General features: G+C 69.0%; 15 protein-coding genes. 14 read left to right on the top strand and 1 reads right to left on the bottom strand.

The genetic code is table 11. From position 1 onward, the window contains the following. The first annotated feature begins 74 nt into the window (after positions 1 to 74). Together IFT87_RS01345 and IFT87_RS01340 are read left to right on the top strand one after the other, a co-directional pair. On the top strand, positions 75 to 1,694 hold the full coding sequence (locus tag IFT87_RS01345; protein ID WP_037529946.1) for a hypothetical protein: 1,620 nt from the start codon (positions 75 to 77) through the stop codon (positions 1,692 to 1,694). Between the two features lie 95 nt (positions 1,695 to 1,789). After that, positions 1,790 to 4,606, top strand: coding sequence for a TonB-dependent receptor domain-containing protein (locus IFT87_RS01340; protein WP_056680319.1), 2,817 nt, complete (start codon positions 1,790 to 1,792; stop codon positions 4,604 to 4,606). 252 nt (positions 4,607 to 4,858) lie between these two features. On the opposite strand, the gene IFT87_RS01335 is transcribed toward IFT87_RS01340, so the two are convergent. Next, positions 4,859 to 5,545 (bottom strand): prolyl hydroxylase family protein, encoded by a 687-nt coding sequence (locus IFT87_RS01335; protein WP_107046004.1) that lies wholly within the window; start codon positions 5,543 to 5,545, stop codon positions 4,859 to 4,861. Positions 5,546 to 5,687: 142 nt separating this feature from the next. Here IFT87_RS01335 and IFT87_RS01330 point away from each other — a divergent pair, with 142 nt between their 5' ends. From IFT87_RS01330 to gspN, 12 genes are all read left to right on the top strand, one after another. Next, positions 5,688 to 6,515 carry a type II secretion system protein N gene (locus IFT87_RS01330; RefSeq protein WP_192007247.1) on the top strand — a complete coding sequence of 276 codons (828 nt, stop codon included), beginning with the start codon at positions 5,688 to 5,690 and terminating at the stop codon, positions 6,513 to 6,515. A 50-nt stretch (positions 6,516 to 6,565) separates the two neighbouring features. Beyond that, positions 6,566 to 8,809 carry a type II secretion system secretin GspD gene (gspD, locus tag IFT87_RS01325; protein WP_192007245.1) on the top strand — a complete coding sequence of 748 codons (2,244 nt, stop codon included), beginning with the start codon at positions 6,566 to 6,568 and terminating at the stop codon, positions 8,807 to 8,809. After that, on the top strand, positions 8,806 to 10,449 hold the full coding sequence (locus tag IFT87_RS01320; RefSeq protein ID WP_446740625.1) for a GspE/PulE family protein: 1,644 nt from the start codon (positions 8,806 to 8,808) through the stop codon (positions 10,447 to 10,449). The genes gspD and IFT87_RS01320 overlap by 4 nt, the downstream gene beginning before the upstream one ends. Positions 10,450 to 10,569: 120 nt before the next feature. After that, positions 10,570 to 11,796: a type II secretion system inner membrane protein GspF gene (gene gspF, locus IFT87_RS01315; protein ID WP_056405499.1), complete on the top strand. Its 1,227-nt coding sequence runs from the start codon at positions 10,570 to 10,572 to the stop codon at positions 11,794 to 11,796. A gap of 8 nt (positions 11,797 to 11,804) precedes the next feature. Next, positions 11,805 to 12,278: a type II secretion system major pseudopilin GspG gene (gene gspG, locus IFT87_RS01310; RefSeq protein ID WP_192007241.1), complete on the top strand. Its 474-nt coding sequence runs from the start codon at positions 11,805 to 11,807 to the stop codon at positions 12,276 to 12,278. Then, a complete protein-coding gene (locus tag IFT87_RS01305; protein WP_192007239.1) occupies positions 12,253 to 12,768 on the top strand; it encodes a GspH/FimT family pseudopilin in 516 nt (171 codons plus the stop codon). Before gspG ends, IFT87_RS01305 begins: the two co-directional genes overlap by 26 nt. Before the next feature lie 19 nt (positions 12,769 to 12,787). Continuing rightward, positions 12,788 to 13,210: a type II secretion system minor pseudopilin GspI gene (gene gspI, locus IFT87_RS01300; RefSeq protein ID WP_249403152.1), complete on the top strand. Its 423-nt coding sequence runs from the start codon at positions 12,788 to 12,790 to the stop codon at positions 13,208 to 13,210. Next, positions 13,207 to 13,920, top strand: coding sequence for a type II secretion system minor pseudopilin GspJ (gspJ, locus tag IFT87_RS01295; RefSeq protein ID WP_192007237.1), 714 nt, complete (start codon positions 13,207 to 13,209; stop codon positions 13,918 to 13,920). Before gspI ends, gspJ begins: the two co-directional genes overlap by 4 nt. Beyond that, positions 13,907 to 14,887 carry a type II secretion system minor pseudopilin GspK gene (gspK, locus tag IFT87_RS01290; protein WP_037532276.1) on the top strand — a complete coding sequence of 327 codons (981 nt, stop codon included), beginning with the start codon at positions 13,907 to 13,909 and terminating at the stop codon, positions 14,885 to 14,887. The genes gspJ and gspK overlap by 14 nt, the downstream gene beginning before the upstream one ends. Beyond that, on the top strand, positions 14,884 to 16,005 hold the full coding sequence (gene gspL / locus IFT87_RS01285; RefSeq protein WP_192007235.1) for a type II secretion system protein GspL: 1,122 nt from the start codon (positions 14,884 to 14,886) through the stop codon (positions 16,003 to 16,005). The genes gspK and gspL overlap by 4 nt, the downstream gene beginning before the upstream one ends. Further along, complete coding sequence (gspM, locus tag IFT87_RS01280) at positions 16,002 to 16,478, top strand: type II secretion system protein GspM (RefSeq protein WP_037532937.1); 477 nt, start codon at positions 16,002 to 16,004, stop codon at positions 16,476 to 16,478. Before gspL ends, gspM begins: the two co-directional genes overlap by 4 nt. After that, a complete protein-coding gene (gene gspN, locus IFT87_RS01275) occupies positions 16,475 to 17,239 on the top strand; it encodes a type II secretion system protein N (protein WP_052149383.1) in 765 nt (254 codons plus the stop codon). Before gspM ends, gspN begins: the two co-directional genes overlap by 4 nt. The last annotated feature ends 6 nt before the right edge of the window (positions 17,240 to 17,245 follow it).

Below are 17,245 nucleotides of genomic sequence, written 5' to 3'. Positions count from 1 at the left end.
TAACCGCCGTTGAGAGATCGGCAGGGGGACCCGAGTCGATCCACGCAATCAATGATCGACCGGGAGTTCCGTGAATGACCAGCTTCAAGCGCATCGGCCTTATCCTGCTGACGAGCACCGCCTGTGCGGCGCTGTCGGCATGCGGAGGCGCGGACAGCGTCGCGTCGCCGGGTGCGGGCACCATCGTGATCCCGCCGGCAACGCCGACCCCGACGCCGACCCCCACGCCGACGCCGACGCCCAGCGCGATCACCGCGGCACAGTTCGCCGCCCCGACCACGGTCAACACCATCACGATCACGCCTGACGAGCAGCTCGCGGTCGTCAACGCCGGCACGAACAACAATGTCAGCGGCGTCAGCACCGGCCTGAACGGCCTGTATCCGACCTCGGCGACGTCGCTCACCACGCCGATGGATCCGTCGACGCTCAACAGCTTCTTCACCAGCACGAACTTCGTCGGCGCGCTCAACGGCCCGACCGACACCGCGTTCCAGGGCTGGACCTGCAACTCGACCTCGGCCGAATTCGGCGGCTCGGGCGCACGCTGCACCGCGGTGCCTTCGGTCGGCGCGGTCACCGCGACGAGCGTCTGCCCGACCGGCACGACCGATGACGGCCTGGTCGCGACGTTCCGCGCCTGCCGTCTGCCGACCGTGATCAGCGGCACGCTGACGCTGCCGAAGATCGCCGGCGTCTTCTACCGCCTGCGCGGCCAGACCGAGATCGGCACCGATGTCGGCACGACCGGCGCGGACAATGGCGCGATCCTCAACATCGAGGCCGGCGTCGTGATCGCCGCGGATTCGAGCGAGACGACCAACGACCTGCTGATCGTCAACCGCGGGTCGAAGATCAACGCGGTCGGCACCGCCACCGCGCCGATCGTCTTCACCTCGCAGCAGAACCTGGCGTCGAACGGCGTCAGCGACGCGACGCAGGGCCAGTGGGGCGGGATCGTCATGCTCGGCCGCGCACCGGTCGCGGTCTGCGCCACCGGCACCGGCCCGAACAATGCCGCCGGCAGCAGCACGACCTGCCAGCAGGCGATCGAGGGTGTCACCGGGCGCTTCTATGGTGGCCCGACGGCCGCCGACAGCAGCGGCACGATGCAGTACGTCCAGATCCGCTACAGCGGCATCGCGATCAGCGACGGCAACGAGCTCCAGGGCCTGACGCTCGGCGGTACCGGCTCGGGCACCACGCTCAACCACATCCAGAGCCACAATTCGGCGGATGACGGCATCGAGATCTTCGGTGGCACGAGCAACCTGAAGTATATCGCGATCACCGGCGCGGACGATGACGGCTTCGATATCGACAATGGCTATCGCGGCTTCATCCAGTTCATGATCGCCGCCCAGCGCACGCTCGGTGCGACCGCCGACTCCTTCTCGACCGAGATCGATTCGAACAATGCCGAGGACCTGCTGCCGCGCACGTTCGGCCGCTACGCCAACTTCACCTTCATCCAGACGGCGCTGGCCCCGGCCGCGATCCGCCTGCGTGGCGGTGCGGACATGACCTTCGTCAACGGCGTGGTGAAGACCCCGGCCAACGTCGCCTGCGTCAACATGATCGCGGGCGAACAGACGACGGGCGGCCGCACGACGGTCCGGCCGGCGGATGCCGCGCTGCAGGACGTCGGACCGCCGTCGTTCAGCTCGGTCTACTTCGCCTGCCAGGGCCGCTGAGGCGGGCGCCAATTGAATGCGCCGTGATGCCGGGGCGGTCCTTGGGGGACCGTCCCGGCATTCGCCTATGACTTTACGAATCGGGATTACAGGCCATGTCCAAGCGCCGCGCCTACGGAACACTGCTCCTCCTCACCTCGACGCTGGTCGCGCCCGCCGCGCTCGCGCAGACCGCGCCCGCGCCGGCCGCACCGCCGCGGCCCGCCGCAACGCCGCAGGCCGAGGCGGACCAGACCAATGCCGCGACGCCGGGCACGACGGCCCAAGAGCAGACCACACAGCAGGCCACACCGCAGGCCGCCCCCGAAGCCGGCGTCGAGGTTTCGAGCCCCGGCTATGACGCCGCGGCGGGCGAGGACATCGTCGTTGTCGGGCGCAACATCCCGAACACCGTGCGCGCCACCGCACAGATCGTCTCGGTGCTGTCGAGCGCGGACATTGCGCGGACGGGCGAAGGCGACATCGCCGGCGCACTGACGCGCGTCACCGGCCTCAGCGTCGTCGGCGGCGGCTTCGTCTATGTCCGCGGTCTCGGCGATCGCTATTCGTCGTCGCTGCTCAACGGTTCGCCCTTGCCGAGCCCCGAGCCGCTCCGGCGTTCGGTTCCGCTCGACATCTTCCCGACCGCGATCGTCGGCTCGGCGCTGGTCCAGAAGACCTATTCGGTGAACTATCCCGGCGAATTCGGTGGCGGCGTGATCAACCTCACGACCAAGGCGATCCCCGAGAAGAACTTCCTGAGCATCGGCGGGTCGATCTCCGCCGACACCGTGACGACCAGCGAGCTCGGCTATACCTATTATGGCGGCGATGCGGACTGGATCGGCTTCGACGACGGCGCGCGCAAGGTGCCCGCCTTCATCAAGAACGCGCCCGGCGGCACCGGGATCATCCCGACCGACCAGGTCGCGCAGCTGACCAATGCGAACACGACGCTGCTCCAGCGCAACAACCAGCTGCCGGCCAACTGGTCGGGCGAGCTGAGCGGCGGATCGGTGTTCGACTTCGGCTCCGACCGGCTGGGCATCATTGCATCGCTGAGCGCGAGCAACACGTTCCGCACGCGTTCGTCGACTCAGCAGGATTCGGTGTCGACCGACGGCACGCTGCGCAATGATTTCCAGACGCTGCTGACCGACAACCGGATCGTCACCAACGCGCTGATCGGGCTGGGGTACGAATTCGGCCCGAACACGATCCGCTCGACCACCGTCTATATCCACGACACGCTGAAGCAGGCGCGCGGATCGTCGGCGACCGTCTACAACAATTCGAGCGGGCTGCGTTTCCAGCAGAACACCAACTGGTTCGAACGCCAGCTGTTCGAGAGCCAGCTGGTCGGCGAATTCAAGCTGACCGACGCGCTGAAATTCGACGCGCGCGGCGCCTATGCCAATTCGAAGCGCAACGCGCCGTACGAGCGGCAGTTCGACTATCTGTGCTCGGCAACCACCACGACCGGCCTGCCGATCAGCGTCGAGGCGCCCAACGGCTCGGACGGCGCGCAGTGCAACGGCGCCTATCAGGTGACCCAGCGCTTCACGCCGTTCGCCTCGATCATCTTCAGTGAACTGAACGAGGATCTGTACACCGGGCAGGGCGACCTGTCGTACAAGCTCGACACCGAGCGGCCGATGACGCTGTCGACCGGCTATTTCTATTCGGACACGAAGCGCAATTCGACGCGCCTCCAGTTCAACTATCAGACCGCCGCGGGCGGCGGCACCGCGCCGGGCTATCCCTACAACCTGCTGCGTCCCGACTATCTGCTCGGGATCGATTCGCTCAACGCGAACCAGATCCAGCTGCAGTTCAGCACGCCGCTCGGCGCCTATGCCTATGACGCGTCGCTGCGCATCCATGCGGGCTATGTCCAGGCCGAGGCCGAGGCGACCGACGGCGTCCGCGCGACGATCGGCGTCCGCTACGAGACCGCCGAGGAGCAGGTGACGCCGATCGGCACGACGACGACGCGGCTGAAGAACGATTATTTCCTGCCCGCCGCGACGCTCACCTACAACTTCGCGAACAACATGCAGCTGCGTGCGAGCGCGTCGAAGACGATCTCTCGCCCGCAGTTCCGCGAGCTCGCGCCGCAGCAGTTCCGCGATCCCGAATCGGATCGGCTGTTCTTCGGTAACCCGCTGCTGAAGGACTCGGAGCTCTACAATCTCGAGGGCCGCTACGAGTGGTTCTTCGCGCGCGACCAGCGCTTCACGCTCGGCGGCTTCTACAAGGAGATCAAGAACCCGGTCGAGCAGGTCGGCTTCTACACCGGCGCGGACGACCGGCTGCAGACCGGCTTCACCAACCTGCCCGAGGCGACGCTCTATGGCGCGGAGGTCGAACTCCAGAAATATTTCGACCTCGATTTCCTCAACTCGGACTTCTTCGCGACGCGCCGCGCGCTGTTCATTGCCAACTACACCTATTCGAAGTCGTCGATCACCGCGGACAATAGCTGCGTCCCGAACGTGCTCAACCAGACGCTCGGCGGGTGCCAGGCGGGCTTCGGTCCGGCCTCGCTCCAGTTCCGCGACGGCGCGTCGCTGACCGGCCAGTCGGATCATCTGGTCAACGTCCAGGTCGGGCTCGAGGATACGGCGTCGCTGTCGGCAATCACTCTGCTGTTCAACTATGCAAGCAATCGCGTGACCAACCGCGGCCCGTCGAACCTCAGCGGCGTCGGCTTCCAGCCCGACATCATCGAAAAGCCCGGCATCCGCCTCGACCTGGTCGCACGGCAGGGCTTCGAACTCGTCGGTGGCAAATGGGAACTCAAGGCCGAAGCGCGCAACCTGACCGGCACGCGGTTCCAGGAAGGCCAGACCTTCGACAATGGCGCGCAGGTGTTCATCAACCGCTACAATCTCGGCCGGGTGTTCACGCTGGGGCTGAGCACGACGTTCTGAAGCTGGGTGGCGGCGGGGCTGGGCCGGGGGGGCTAGCACCGCCCCGTCATCCCGGCGGACGCCGGGACCCAGGGTCACAGGCGGCGCGCTGCGTGGCTCTGGGTCCCGGGTCGAGCCCGGGATGACGATGTTGGGGTAGCGTGGCGTACACCGCCTCCGTCATCCCGGCGAACGCCGGGACCCAGGGTCACGGGCGGCACGTTGCGTGGCTCCGCATCCCGGGTCGAGCCCGGGATACCGGGGTAGGGGTAGCTACCCCCAGGGGCGCTCGCGGTACCATTTCGTGATGACGTATTTGACGCCGCTGCGGACCTTCATGCCGTGGTGGAGCGTCGCGGGGTTGGGCGTTCCGTCGGGCCGGCGGTTGTTCCAGGCGAGCAGCTTGCCCGTCTCGGGCTGGACGATCTTGTCGATCGCCTTGAACCGCGTCGCGCCGCCCGCCTCTGGCTGGTTGAGATAGACCATCACGGTCCAGGTACGATTGCCCGCAACGCTGCAATAGCGGTCATAGTCGACACCGGTCGGCTCGAAATAATCGGTATGGCCCTTGAACTCCTGCCCCACCGCATAACGCTGCCCCTGGAGCGGTTCGCCATAGATGCCATCGAGCCCGGTCAGCGCGGCGATCCGCGCCTCGACATCGATCACCACCGGATCGGCGGGGTCGAGGTCGCCCGTCTCGCTCGTCCGGTAGCTCGCATCGCCGTTCGAATCGGAAATCGTCGACGGGCGGCGGACGGCGTCGATCCGCTCGAGCAGCGCGGCGCACAGCGCGGGCGGCAGGAAGCCGCGGTTGAGGAACAGCGTCAGCTTGGGGCTCGGCACGCGCTGGACGCCGGGGGCTGCGGTCAGCCGCGCGACGACCGGCTCGGCGGGCAGGCCGCTGCCGAGCGAGACCGGAGAGGGGGCGGGCGGCGTGTCGGTGGAGGGGGTGACCATGATGCTGTTTTGCCGGGCAATCCGTGCTTGCGCCAGCGCGCCATAAATCTATCGCCAGATTGACGCGTAACTGTAACATGGCATGCCTAGCGCCATTGGGGGCGCCAATGGCGGCGGCACCGCGTCGGGAGGGGGTTCGCTCATGCGATTGACGATCGACGCACGGGCGCGCCGTATCCTGCGGCGGCTGCCCGTGATCACGGTATATTCCGCCGCCGAGCTCGCGCTGATGGCGGGGCTGGCGGTGCAATGCGCGCGGCTGATCTGGGTAGCGGTGCCGCCGGTGACGCCGCTCGGCGCGTGGCGCCCGGCAGCGATCGCACCCGCGGGGGCGAATGGCGACATCCTGCGCAGCTTCGATCCGTTCTTCCGGCTGGGCGCGCCCGCCGGCGCCGGACCCGCGACGGTCACCGCGTTGCAGCTGACGCTGTTCGGGACGCGGATCGACGATGCGACGGGGCGGAGCTCGGCGATCATCGCGGGTGCGGACAATGTCCAGACCAGCATCGTCGTCGGCGAAGAGATCCAGCCCGGCGTACGGCTGAAGGCGGTCGCGTTCGACCATGTCACGATCGATCGCGGCGGCGTCGACGAGGACCTGTTCCTCGACCAGTCCGACGCGGTCGCGCCGGTATCCCCGACCGGCGCAGTGCCGGGTGCGGCGCCACCGCCGGGCGGCGCGGGCATCGCGATCGGCCAGTTGCGCAGCGAGATCGGTTTCATCCCGCGGATCGACGGCGGCCGCGTCAGCGGGCTGACGGTCCGGTCGCAGGGCTCGGGCAACGCCTTCCGCCAGGCGGGGCTGCGCGACGGCGACATCGTCACCTCGATCGGCGGGCGTCCCGTCACCGGGCCGGGTGATCTCGACCGCATCGCCGCCGATTTCGCGCAGGGCGGCAACGTGCCCATCACCGTCGAACGCGGCAAGGACACGCTGCCGCTCGCCATCACGATCGCGCCCCCGCAATGATCTCCGGCATGACTTTCGCTTCCCTTCCCCTTTCCAAGACCAAGGCTGCAATGAAGAATCTGGTTTTCGCCTCGGTCCTTGCTCCGGTGCTGGCGCTGACGCTGGCGGCGGAAGCGCGCGCGCAGACGACGCTCAACGTCCGCGACGCCGATATTCGCGCGTTCATCGCCGATGCCGCCAAGGTCACGGGGCGCACCTTCATCATCGACAACCGGGTGTCGGGCAAGGTGACCGTCGTCACCGACCGGCCGCTCAGCCGGTCCGAATATTTCGAGGTGTTCCTCTCCACGCTGCGCGCCAACGGGCTGGTCGCGGTGCCGACCTCGAACGGGGCGTTCCGCGTGCAGCCGCTCGACAATGCCGCGTCGCAGCCGAGCCGGATCGGCGTCGCGGGGGCGGCGCGCAACAGCTATGTCACCGAGATCATCCGCCTGCGCGCGACCGACGCGGCGAGCGCGGTCGATACCGTCCGCCCGCTGGTCAGCGCGCAGGGGTCGGTCACCGCGAACCGCGGGGGCAACAGCCTGGTGGTGGTCGATTTCGCCGACAATATCCGCCGCATCCGCGAGGTCATTCGCCGGGTCGATACCGACACCTCGTCGACGCGCGTCGTCGCGCTCAAGAATGCGAGCGCGCGCGACATCGCGACCGCGCTGCAGGGCCTGATCGGCACCGGCGGGGCCCCGGGCGGCGCGCAGGGCGGCGGCGCGGGATCGGGGCCGACCGCATCGGTGGTCGCGGTCGAGGGATCGAACGCGGTCGCGCTGCGCGGTGATCCGACCACGGTCGCGCGACTGGCGCAGGTCGCCGCCGACCTCGACCAGAAGGCGCGCAACGGCACCGAGATCAAGGTCGTGTTCCTTGAAAACGCCGATGCCGAGCAATTGCTGCCGGTGCTGCAGGAACTGGTCGGCCAGACCCCGACCCAGCCGAGCAGCCAGCCGCTGTCGCGCTCCAATTTCGGCGCGAACAGCAGCAGTGGCAGCAATGGCGGCGGATCGGGCTTTGGCGGGACGCAGCAGGCGCAGGTCAGCCAGCCGGTCCAGGCGAGCGGCGGATCATCGGGATCGGGCTCTGGCCAGCCCGCGATCACCGCCGCGGGGGGCCGCACCGCCGCGGTCATCACGCGCTTCATCGGCGCGAACGCGATCGTCATCGCCGCGCCCGCCGAGATCCAGCGTCAGCTCGCCGAGGTGGTCCGCCAGCTCGATACGCGCCGCGAACAGGTGCTGGTCGAGGCGATCGTGGCCGAGGTCTCGGACACGACCGCGCGGACGCTGGGTGCGCAGTTCATCGTCGGCGATCCCAGCGGTGGTGCGTTCGGCGCGTCGACCTTCTCCAATTCCGCGCCGAACATCCTGCAGATCGCAGGCGCGATCGGCGCGACGCAACTCAACACCTCGACCACGACGACGACGAACACCGACGGCAGCACGACGGTGACGAAGAACACCAGCAGCGCCGCCGACACGCTCCAGCAATCGGCGATCAGCTCGATCCTCGCTGCGACCGGCGGGTTCGGTGGCTTTGGCGGCAAGATCGGCAGCACCTTTTTCGGCGCGATCATCAACGCGGTGAAGAGCGACACGACGTCCAACCTGCTCCAGGTCCCGCACCTCGTCACGCTCGACAATCAGGAGGCGCACAGCCTGGTCGGGCAGGAGATTCCGATCACCACGGGCCAGGCGCTGTCGAACAATTTCGACAACGCGTTCCGCACCACGCAGCGCCAGAATGTCGGCATCGAGCTGACCGTGCGGCCGCAGGTGAATTCGAGCGGGACGGTGAAGCTCAACCTGCGGCTCGAGGTCAGTTCGATCGCCGGGCCGGTGTCGAGCGACAATAGCGACCTGATCCTCAACAAGCGCGAGGTCGAGACGGTGCGGACCGTCGACGACGGGCAGATCGCGGTGATCAGCGGCCTGCTCGACGACAACGAGCGCCGGACGATCGAGAAGATCCCGCTGCTCGGCGACCTGCCGGTGCTCGGGCACCTGTTCACCTCGAAGGCGAAGCAGCGGTCGAAGACCAATCTGATGATCTTCATCCGGCCGACGATTCTGCGCACCGCGGGCGACAGCCGGCGGATCACCGAACAGCGTTACGGCTATCTGCGGTTGCAGCAGGGGCTCGCCGAGCCCGAGCGCGAGCCGTCGATCGATCAGCTGGTGCGCGATTACATGGGCGCGGCGCCGCCGATCCCGTCCGCGCCGATCCCCGGCAGCATCGAGGATCCGCGGATCGCGGTACCGGTGCGCAGCACGAGCACGGTCTTCCGGCCGGTGAAGAAATGATCATCCGCGAGGGGCATGAACTGGGCGCCCTTAGCCCCTCCCCTTCAGGGGAGGGGTTGGGGGTGGGGCCTGTCCCAGCAATCGCGGCGCTTGTGGCATCGCCCCACCCCAACCCCTCCCCTGAAGGGGAGGGGCTTGTGGTCGCGCTCCCCCAGATCACCATCCCCTATGCCTTCGCACGCAAGTTCGGGGTCGTCGTCGACCACACCGACCCCGATTCGCCGCTCACGATCGCGATGCGCGCAGGTGCGGACCCCAAGGTGCTGCTCGAACTGCGCCGCTATCTCGGCCGGCCGTTCGCGATCGGCACGGTCGAGGCGCCCGCGTTCGACCGGCTGCTGTCCAACGTCTATGCGATGGACGGCCAGGCCAACGCGCTCGCCGCGGTCGGGATGAGCGACGAGCTCGATCTGCTCGCCGGCGACATGCCGACTGCGGAGGATCTGCTCGACACCGCCGACGATGCGCCCGCGATCCGGCTGATCAACGGGATCATCGCCGACGCCGCACGCAACGGCGTGTCTGACATCCATATCGAGCCGTACGAGACCGGGCTCGTCGTACGGATGCGCATCGACGGCGTGCTGCGCGAGACGTTGCGCATGCCGCCCAACGTCGCGCCGGTCGTCGTCAGCCGGATCAAGGTGATGGCGCGGCTCGACATCGCCGAGCGGCGCGTGCCGCAGGATGGGCGCATGGGGCTGACGCTGGGCGGCAAGCTCCTCGACGTCCGCGTCTCGACGCTGCCGAGCCGGGCGGGCGAACGCGTCGTGCTGCGTATCCTCGACAAGGAAAACGCCGGCATCGACCTCGAGGCGCTGGGCCTGCCGCCCGCTCTGTTCGCGCTGCTCAACGAGGCGCTGAGCGAGCCGAACGGGATCATCCTCGTCACCGGGCCGACCGGCTCGGGCAAGACCACGTCGCTTTATGCCGCGCTGCGCCTGCTCAACGACGGCAGCCGCAACATCCTGACGGTCGAGGATCCGGTCGAGTACGCGGTCGATGGCGTCGGCCAGACCCAGGTCAACCCGAAGGTCGGGCTGACCTTTGCGGCGGGGCTGCGCGCGATCCTGCGTCAGGATCCCGACGTGGTGATGGTCGGCGAAATCCGCGACCGCGAGACCGCCGAGATCGCGGTGCAGGCGTCGCTGACCGGGCATCTCGTGCTGTCGACCGTCCATACCAACGACGCGATCGGCGCGATCACGCGAATGCGCGACATGAAGGTCGAAAGCTTCCTGCTCGCCTCGACGCTCCGCGCGGTGATCGCGCAGCGGTTGGTGCGGCGGCTGTGCCCGACCTGTCGCAAGGCGGTGCCCGCGTCGGATACCGTCGCGCCGTTGCTCGGCATTACGCCGGACGTGGTGGTCTACGTCGCGCAAGGGTGCGACGACTGCAACCAGACGGGCTACAAGGGCCGGATCGGCGTGTTCGAGGCGGTCCGCATCGACGACACGATCCGTCGGCTGATCAACACCGACGGCGCCGAATCCGACATCACCGCGCATGCCTTTGCCAAGTCGCCGAACCTGGCGCAGTCGGCGCGCGAGCTGGTGCTGTCGGGACAGACCACGGCGGAGGAAGCGGTCCGCGTCTCGCGCCGCGACACGACCGAAGTCGTCGAGGTGGCGGCGGCATGACGCCCCTCTGGCCTTCCGTTCGTTTCGAGCGCAGTCGAGAAACGCCTGTCCGCGCGCGCGGCAACGGTTTCTCGACTTCGCTCGAAACGAACGGAAGCGTTAAGCAACCGGGCAACCCGCATGGCTGATTTCGACTATGTCGCGATCGATACCAAGGGCGCCGAGCGCCGCGGCCATATCGCCGCGGCGGACATCGACCTCGCGCGCGCGACGCTCGACGCGCGCAAATTCTACGTCGTCAAGATCAGCCCGGGCGCGCCGCCCCAGGCGACCAAGGGACGGCCACTGTTCGGGCTACAGCTCGGCAAACCCAAGATGTCGGGCAAGAATCTGACGCTGTTCACGCGCCAGCTCGCCACGCTCAACCGCGTGTCGCCGCTCGAGGAATCACTGCGCACGATCACCCGCCAGACCGAGCAGGACAGCGTCCGCGCGATCGTCCAGCACGTCCATGCGGGCGTCGTCGAGGGCCGGCGGCTGGCGGATGCGATGGCGCGCGAGCCCAAGAGTTTTCCGCCGCTCTACCGTGCGATGGTCGCGGCGGGCGAGAGTTCGGGGTCGCTGCCGACGATCCTCGACCGGCTCGCGGCTTTGCTCGAACGCCAGGCGGAGATCCGCGGCAAGCTGATCACCGCGCTCGCCTATCCGTCGATCCTCGCGCTCGTCGCGATGGGGGTGGTCACCGCGCTGATGATGTTCGTCGTGCCGCAGGTGGTCGAACAGTTCGACACGGTCGGGCAGGAGCTGCCGCTGCTGACGCGGATGGTGATGGCGTTCTCGGCGTTCCTCGTTGGATACTGGTGGGTGATCGCGCTCGTCCTGCTGCTGTCGGGGCTGATCCTGTGGCGCGCGCTGAAGGATCCGGGCTTCCGGCTCGCCTTCGACAGCTGGCTGCTCAGGATCCCGATGCTCGGGCGGCTGCTGCGCGACCTGCATGCAGCGCGGATGGCGCGGACGCTGGGGACGATGGTTGCGAGCCGCCTGCCGCTGCTCGACGGGCTCAACCTGACCGCGAGCACGATCCACAACCGTCGGCTGCGGCTCGCGTCGGACCAGATCGTCGAAGCGATCCGCGGCGGCGGCAGCTTGTCCGCGGCGATGCGGCGCGCGGGCGTGTTCCCGCCGCTGCTGACCTATCTCGCCGCGTCGGGCGAGGCGGCGGGGCGGCTCGACGAGATGCTCGAACGCGCCGCCGACTATCTTGAGCGCGAGTTCGACCGCTTCACCGCCACCGCTCTGTCGCTGCTCGAACCGCTGATCATCGTCGTGATGGGCGGCATCGTCGCGACGATCGTGCTATCCATCCTGCTCCCGATCCTCCAGCTCAACACGCTGGCAGGCCAATGAGGTTTTGTATGCGTCCGGAAGAGAAGAAGAAGCGTCGTGAAGCGGGTTTCACGCCCCTGAGGCGTTCCGCCGAAAACGGCTTCACGCTCGTCGAGCTGATGGTGGTGATCGTGATCATCGGCCTGCTGGCGACGATCGTCGCGCTCAACGTGCTGCCCTCGGGCGATACCGCGCGGATCCAGAAGGCGAAGGCGGATATCGCGCAGATCGAGGGCGGGCTGGAGCTCTACAAGCTGCAGAACATGACCTTCCCCAACACGTCGCAGGGGCTGAACGCACTCGTCACCGCGCCCGCCGGGCTGACCGATCCGTCGCGCTACCAGCGTGGCGGCTATCTGAAGAAGCTGCCGAACGATCCCTGGGGTCGCCCGTATCTCTATGCCTCGCCGGGCACGCATGGCGAGGCCGACGTCTGGACCTTCGGCGCCGATGGCAAGGAAGGCGGCGAGGGGATCGATGCCGATATTGGCAGCTGGCAGTAGGTCCCGGCGTCACGCCGACCGCGGTTTTACGCCCGCGAGGCGTTACGCCGAACACGGCTTCACGCTGGTAGAGCTGATGGTCGTGGTGACGATCATCGGGCTCGCATCGGCGGTGGCGGTCTTCGTGATGCCCGACCCGCGCGGCCGCGTGTTCGACGAGGCGACGCGGTTCGCGGCGCGGACGCGTGCGGCGCATGATTCGGCGATCGTCGAGGCACGTCCGGTCAGCGTCTGGATCACCGGCGGCGGCTATGGCTTCGACCAGCGGCTCGCGGGCGGCTGGACGCCGATCAGCGAGAAACCGATGCGCGTCGAACGCTGGAACGACGGCACGCGCGCGGTGATCGGCGACATGAGCGGCCGCGTCCGCGTGACCTTCGACCCGACCGGGCTGGTCGACCGGCCCGCCGTCGTGACCCTCAGTCGCGGCGGGGCGAACGCGACCGTCACGATCGACGCCGATGGCACCGTGCGCGCCGATGCGCGCTGATCCTCATACGTGCGCGCCGATGCGCGCTGAATTGCCCTGCGCGACGATGCGCGTCGAAACCGATCGCGGGTTCACGCTGATCGAGATCATGGTCGCGCTGGCGGTGTTCAGCCTCGCGGCGATGGCGCTCGTCCGGCTGGAGAGCGCGACGATCCGCGGCGCGTCGATCCTCGACGACACGCTGGTCGCGCAGATGGTCGCGCGCAACGTCGCGATCGACGCGGTGACGCAGGCGCAGCCGCCGACCGCCGGAACCGTGACCGGCGCCGAGACCAATGGTGGCCGCCGCTGGGCCTGGACGCGCTCGGTGCGCGCGATGGGCGGATCGTCCGTCTTGCGGATCGACGTGGCGGTCGCGGATCGCGGCGGCGCGGTGCTCGGCCGCCTGACGATGATCCGCCCCGCCCCGCGCCAGAGCGCGACGACGGTGACGACGTCATGACCGCGCGACGCACGGTGCGCTCCGCCGAACACGGCTTCACGCCCGTGAGGCGCTCCGCCGAACACGGCTTCACCCTCGTGAGGCGTTCCGCCGAACACGGCTTCACTTTGGTCGAGGTGATGGTCTCGCTGCTGATCTTCGGGATGATCGCGGCGGCGGGGGTGGCGATCCTGTCGTTCAGCGTGAAGGCGCAGAGTGCGACGGGGACGAAGCTCGACGATCTCGGCGCGCTGACGCGGACGATGTCGATCCTGTCCGCGGATCTCGGCCAGGCGGCGCTGCGGGGCACGCGCGACGAATCCGGCGCGCCCTTGCCCGCCTTTGTCGGCGAGAGCGGGTCGGACGTCGCACCGATGCTCCGCCTCGTCCGCGGTGGCTGGACCAATATCGACGGCGCAGCGCGGTCGAGCACGCAGAAGGTCGCCTACCGCGTCGCGGACGGCGCGCTGCAGCGGATCGCCTATCCGATGGTCGACGGCGCGCCGCCGCTGCCGCCCGCCGTGCTGCTGCCCAATGTCCGCCAGGTCCGGCTGCGCTACCGGCTCGGCGGCGCGTGGAGCGACCGCTGGGACGGTGTGCAGGGCGTGCCCTTGCCCGAGGCGATGGAGCTGAGCGTCCAGCGCACCGACGGCCTGGTCTATCGCCAGCTGTTCCTCGTCGGATCGGGCTATGCGCCGCCCGCGCGGGAGGTCCAGAATGAAGCCCCCTGAACACGAGCGGGGCGCCGCGCTGCTGACCGTGCTCATGCTCGTCGCGATCGTCGCGGTGATGGCGGGGGCGGCGCTCGAGAAGCTGCGGCTGTCGACGCGGCTGGCGGGCAATGCCGCGGCGGGCGAGCAGGCGCGCGCCTATGCGCTGGCCGCCGAGACGCTCGCGCTGACGCGGATCGACGCGATGCTCGGGCCCAATGTGAAACGCGTGACGTTGCAGGGCGACTGGAGCGGCAAGCCGTTCGGCATGCCGCTGCCCGGCGGCGGCTTTGCGACCGCGCGCGTGCGGGACGGGGGGAACTGCTTCAATCTCAACAGCCTGGTGAGCGGGCGCGCCGGCGCCTATGTCACCGACCCGCTGATGCGGCCGCAATTCGTCCGGTTGATGCGGCTGCTCGACATCCCCGCGCAGGTCGGTGAACAGATCGCCGCGGGCGCCGCCGACTGGATCGACAGCGACCAGGACCAGCAAGCGATGGGCGCGGAGGACGGCGCCTATCTGAACCGCGAGACGCCCTATCGCACCGCGGGAACGCTGATGACCGACCCGAGCGAACTCCGCGCGGTGGTCGGCATGACGCCGCAAATCTATGCGACGCTCAGGCCGTGGATCTGTACGCTGCCGGTCGCGCAGGCGGCGCCGATCAACGTCAACACGCTGCTCCCCGAACAGGCGCCGATCCTGGCGATGCTGTTTCCCGACACGATGTCGATCGCGGGCGCGCGCCAGATGATCCTGCAACGCCCGCCGCAAGGGGTCGCGACCACCGACGTGTTCTTCAAGAGCGCGGCGTTGCAGGGCAATTCTAATGCGGACGGCGAACGGGGGACGGCAGTGGTGTCGAAATGGTTCACGCTCGATATCGACGTGACGGTGGGGACGACGGTTTTGCAGGAACAGGCACTGATGGACGCGACCACGCTTCCCGCGCGGCTCGTATCGCGGCAATGGGGCGAGCCATCATGACCACGCTCCTGTTCCTTCCCTCCGGCGCGACCGGCTTTCGCTGGATGCGGATCGCCGACCAGCGCATCGTCGCGCAGGGCGAGGGGATCCCGACCGCGGAGGATCGCGGCGACCTGAACGCGGACCACGGCGTCATCGCGGTGGCGCCGGCGGAGGCGGTGACCTTGCACTGGGCCGAACTGCCGTCGCGCAGCGCCGCACAGGCGACCGCCGCCGCCCGGCTGCTCGCGGCGGAGGCGAGCGCGGCGCCGCTCGGTGAACTCCATGTCGCGGTCGGTGACGAGGGGCAGGGCGACCGGCCGATTGGCGTGGTCGGGATCGAGGCGATGCAGGGCTGGCTGCGGATGCTCGCGGCGGCCGGCGTCGATCCGGTCGCGATGCTCCCCGCGCCGATGCTGCTGCCGCGCCCCGACGAGGGCTATGTCCGCGCCGAGCTTGCCGGCGACACGGTCGTGCGCGGAACGTCGACCGGATTTGCCGACGAACCGGGGCTGACCGCGCTGGTGATGGGCGACACGCCGCCCGTGGCCGTCGAGCCCGACGCGCTCGAGGCGGCGCTGGCGGCGGCGGTCGCGACATGGCCGCTAGACCTGCGGCAGGGGATGTTCGCGCGACGCCGGCGATTCGCGCTCGACTGGGCGCTGATCCGGCGGCTGGCGGTGCTGTCGGGGCTGATCCTCGCGGTGACGCTGGCGATCACGCTGGTCCGGATCGCGAAATACAGCTTCGGCGCGGACATGATCGAGGCGCAGACCGAACAGGTCGCCCGCTCCGGTCTGCCACGCGGCGAGACGGTGAACGATGCCGGGCGCCAGCTTGGCGAACGGCTGTCGCGCGTGCGCGGGCCGGGGCTGGGCTTCAGCACGACCACCGCCACGATCTTTGCCGTGGTCCAGGCGACGCCGGGCAGCGAGATCACCGCGCTCGACTTCCAGCCGAACGGGACTGTCCGGCTGGGCGTCGCGGTCGAGCGCGAGGCGCTGGCGACCGATCTCAGGAGTGCGCTCGAGCGTGCCGGCTTTGCGGTTCAGGCGGGCGTCTTCCAGGCGGCGGCAGGGCGCGTGTCGGGCGAATTCACGATCACGGCGGGCCGTGCAGGCGGGAGCGAGGGCGCATGACCGGGTTGCGGCACTGGTTCGAAGGGCGATCGCTGCGCGAGAAGCGGCTGTTGCTGGTGATGGCGGCGCTTGCGGTGCTGACCCTGCTCTGGGGCGCGGTGATCCGCCCGGTCGGCGACGGCCTGTCGAGCGCGCGCGAACGCCATGCCAACGCCGTGACCCGGCTCGGCGAGACGCAGGCGATGGTCGCGCTGCTCCGCGACGCGCAGCGATCGCGGCCCACGCCGCTGACCGGATCGCTCGATGCGATCGTGCGGACCCAGGCGGACCTCGCGGGGTTCGCGATCACCAGTCTCGACCAGGAGGGCGCGGACCGGGTGCGGATCGTGATGCCGTCGGCGCGGCCGGGCGCGCTGACCGCATGGCTCGCGCGGCTCGAGCGCGCGGGCATCCTGGTCGACGCGCTGACCATGACCGACAAGGGTGACCGTACGGTGAGCGTGACGATGACGTTGAAGGCGCGCGCCGCATGAGCGACAGCGCACGCTTCGTGGGCGTCGGCGCACGCCGCGTCACGCGGATCCGGTTGCGGACCGGCCCGACCGCGATGTTCGGCGGCATGCTGCTGCTCGCACTGATCGTGTTCCTGCCGATGCGCGCCGCGCTCGGCTGGGTCGGGATCGAGGATGCGGGCCTCGTCGCGCGCCGCGTGACGGGCACGATCTGGGGGGCGACGCTGACCGATGCGCGGTTCGGCGAGGTGTCGCTAGGCAACCTCCATGCCCGGCTCGCGCCCTTGCCGCTGCTGGCGGGTCGCGCGCGGATCGTGCTGGCCGGCCCCGAAACCGACCCTCGACCGCTGCGCGGATCGGCGAGCGTCAGCCGTCACGGGTTCGGCGTCGATGATCTGACCGCGACGATCCCGACCGGCACCGTGTTCGCGCCGGTGCCGGTCACCACGCTCGATCTCGACGGCGTGACCGTGCGGTTTGCCGACGGCCAGTGCGAGCGTGCCGAGGGGCGGGTGCGCGCGACGCTGGGCGGCGAGGTGGCGGGGATCACGCTGCCGCAGTCGGTCAGCGGTACGCCCAAATGCGAGGGCGACGCGCTCATCGTGCCGCTCGCCAGCCAGGCGGGGACCGAGGGAATCACGCTGCGGATCGACGGCACGGGCCGCTACCGCGCGGTGCTGACGCTGCAACCGACCGACCCGATCGTCCAGCAGCGGCTCGAATCGATCGGCTTCGTGCGCGGGGCGGGCGGCTATAGCCAGGCGATCGAAGGCAGTTTTTGACGACAT

The sequence above is a fragment of the Sphingomonas sp. CFBP 8765 genome, from assembly GCF_014841445.1.
Taxonomy (GTDB): domain Bacteria; phylum Pseudomonadota; class Alphaproteobacteria; order Sphingomonadales; family Sphingomonadaceae; genus Sphingomonas; species Sphingomonas aerolata.
Note: the sequence above shows the minus strand (reverse complement) of the source record. Positions and strands in the feature narration are given on the sequence as shown.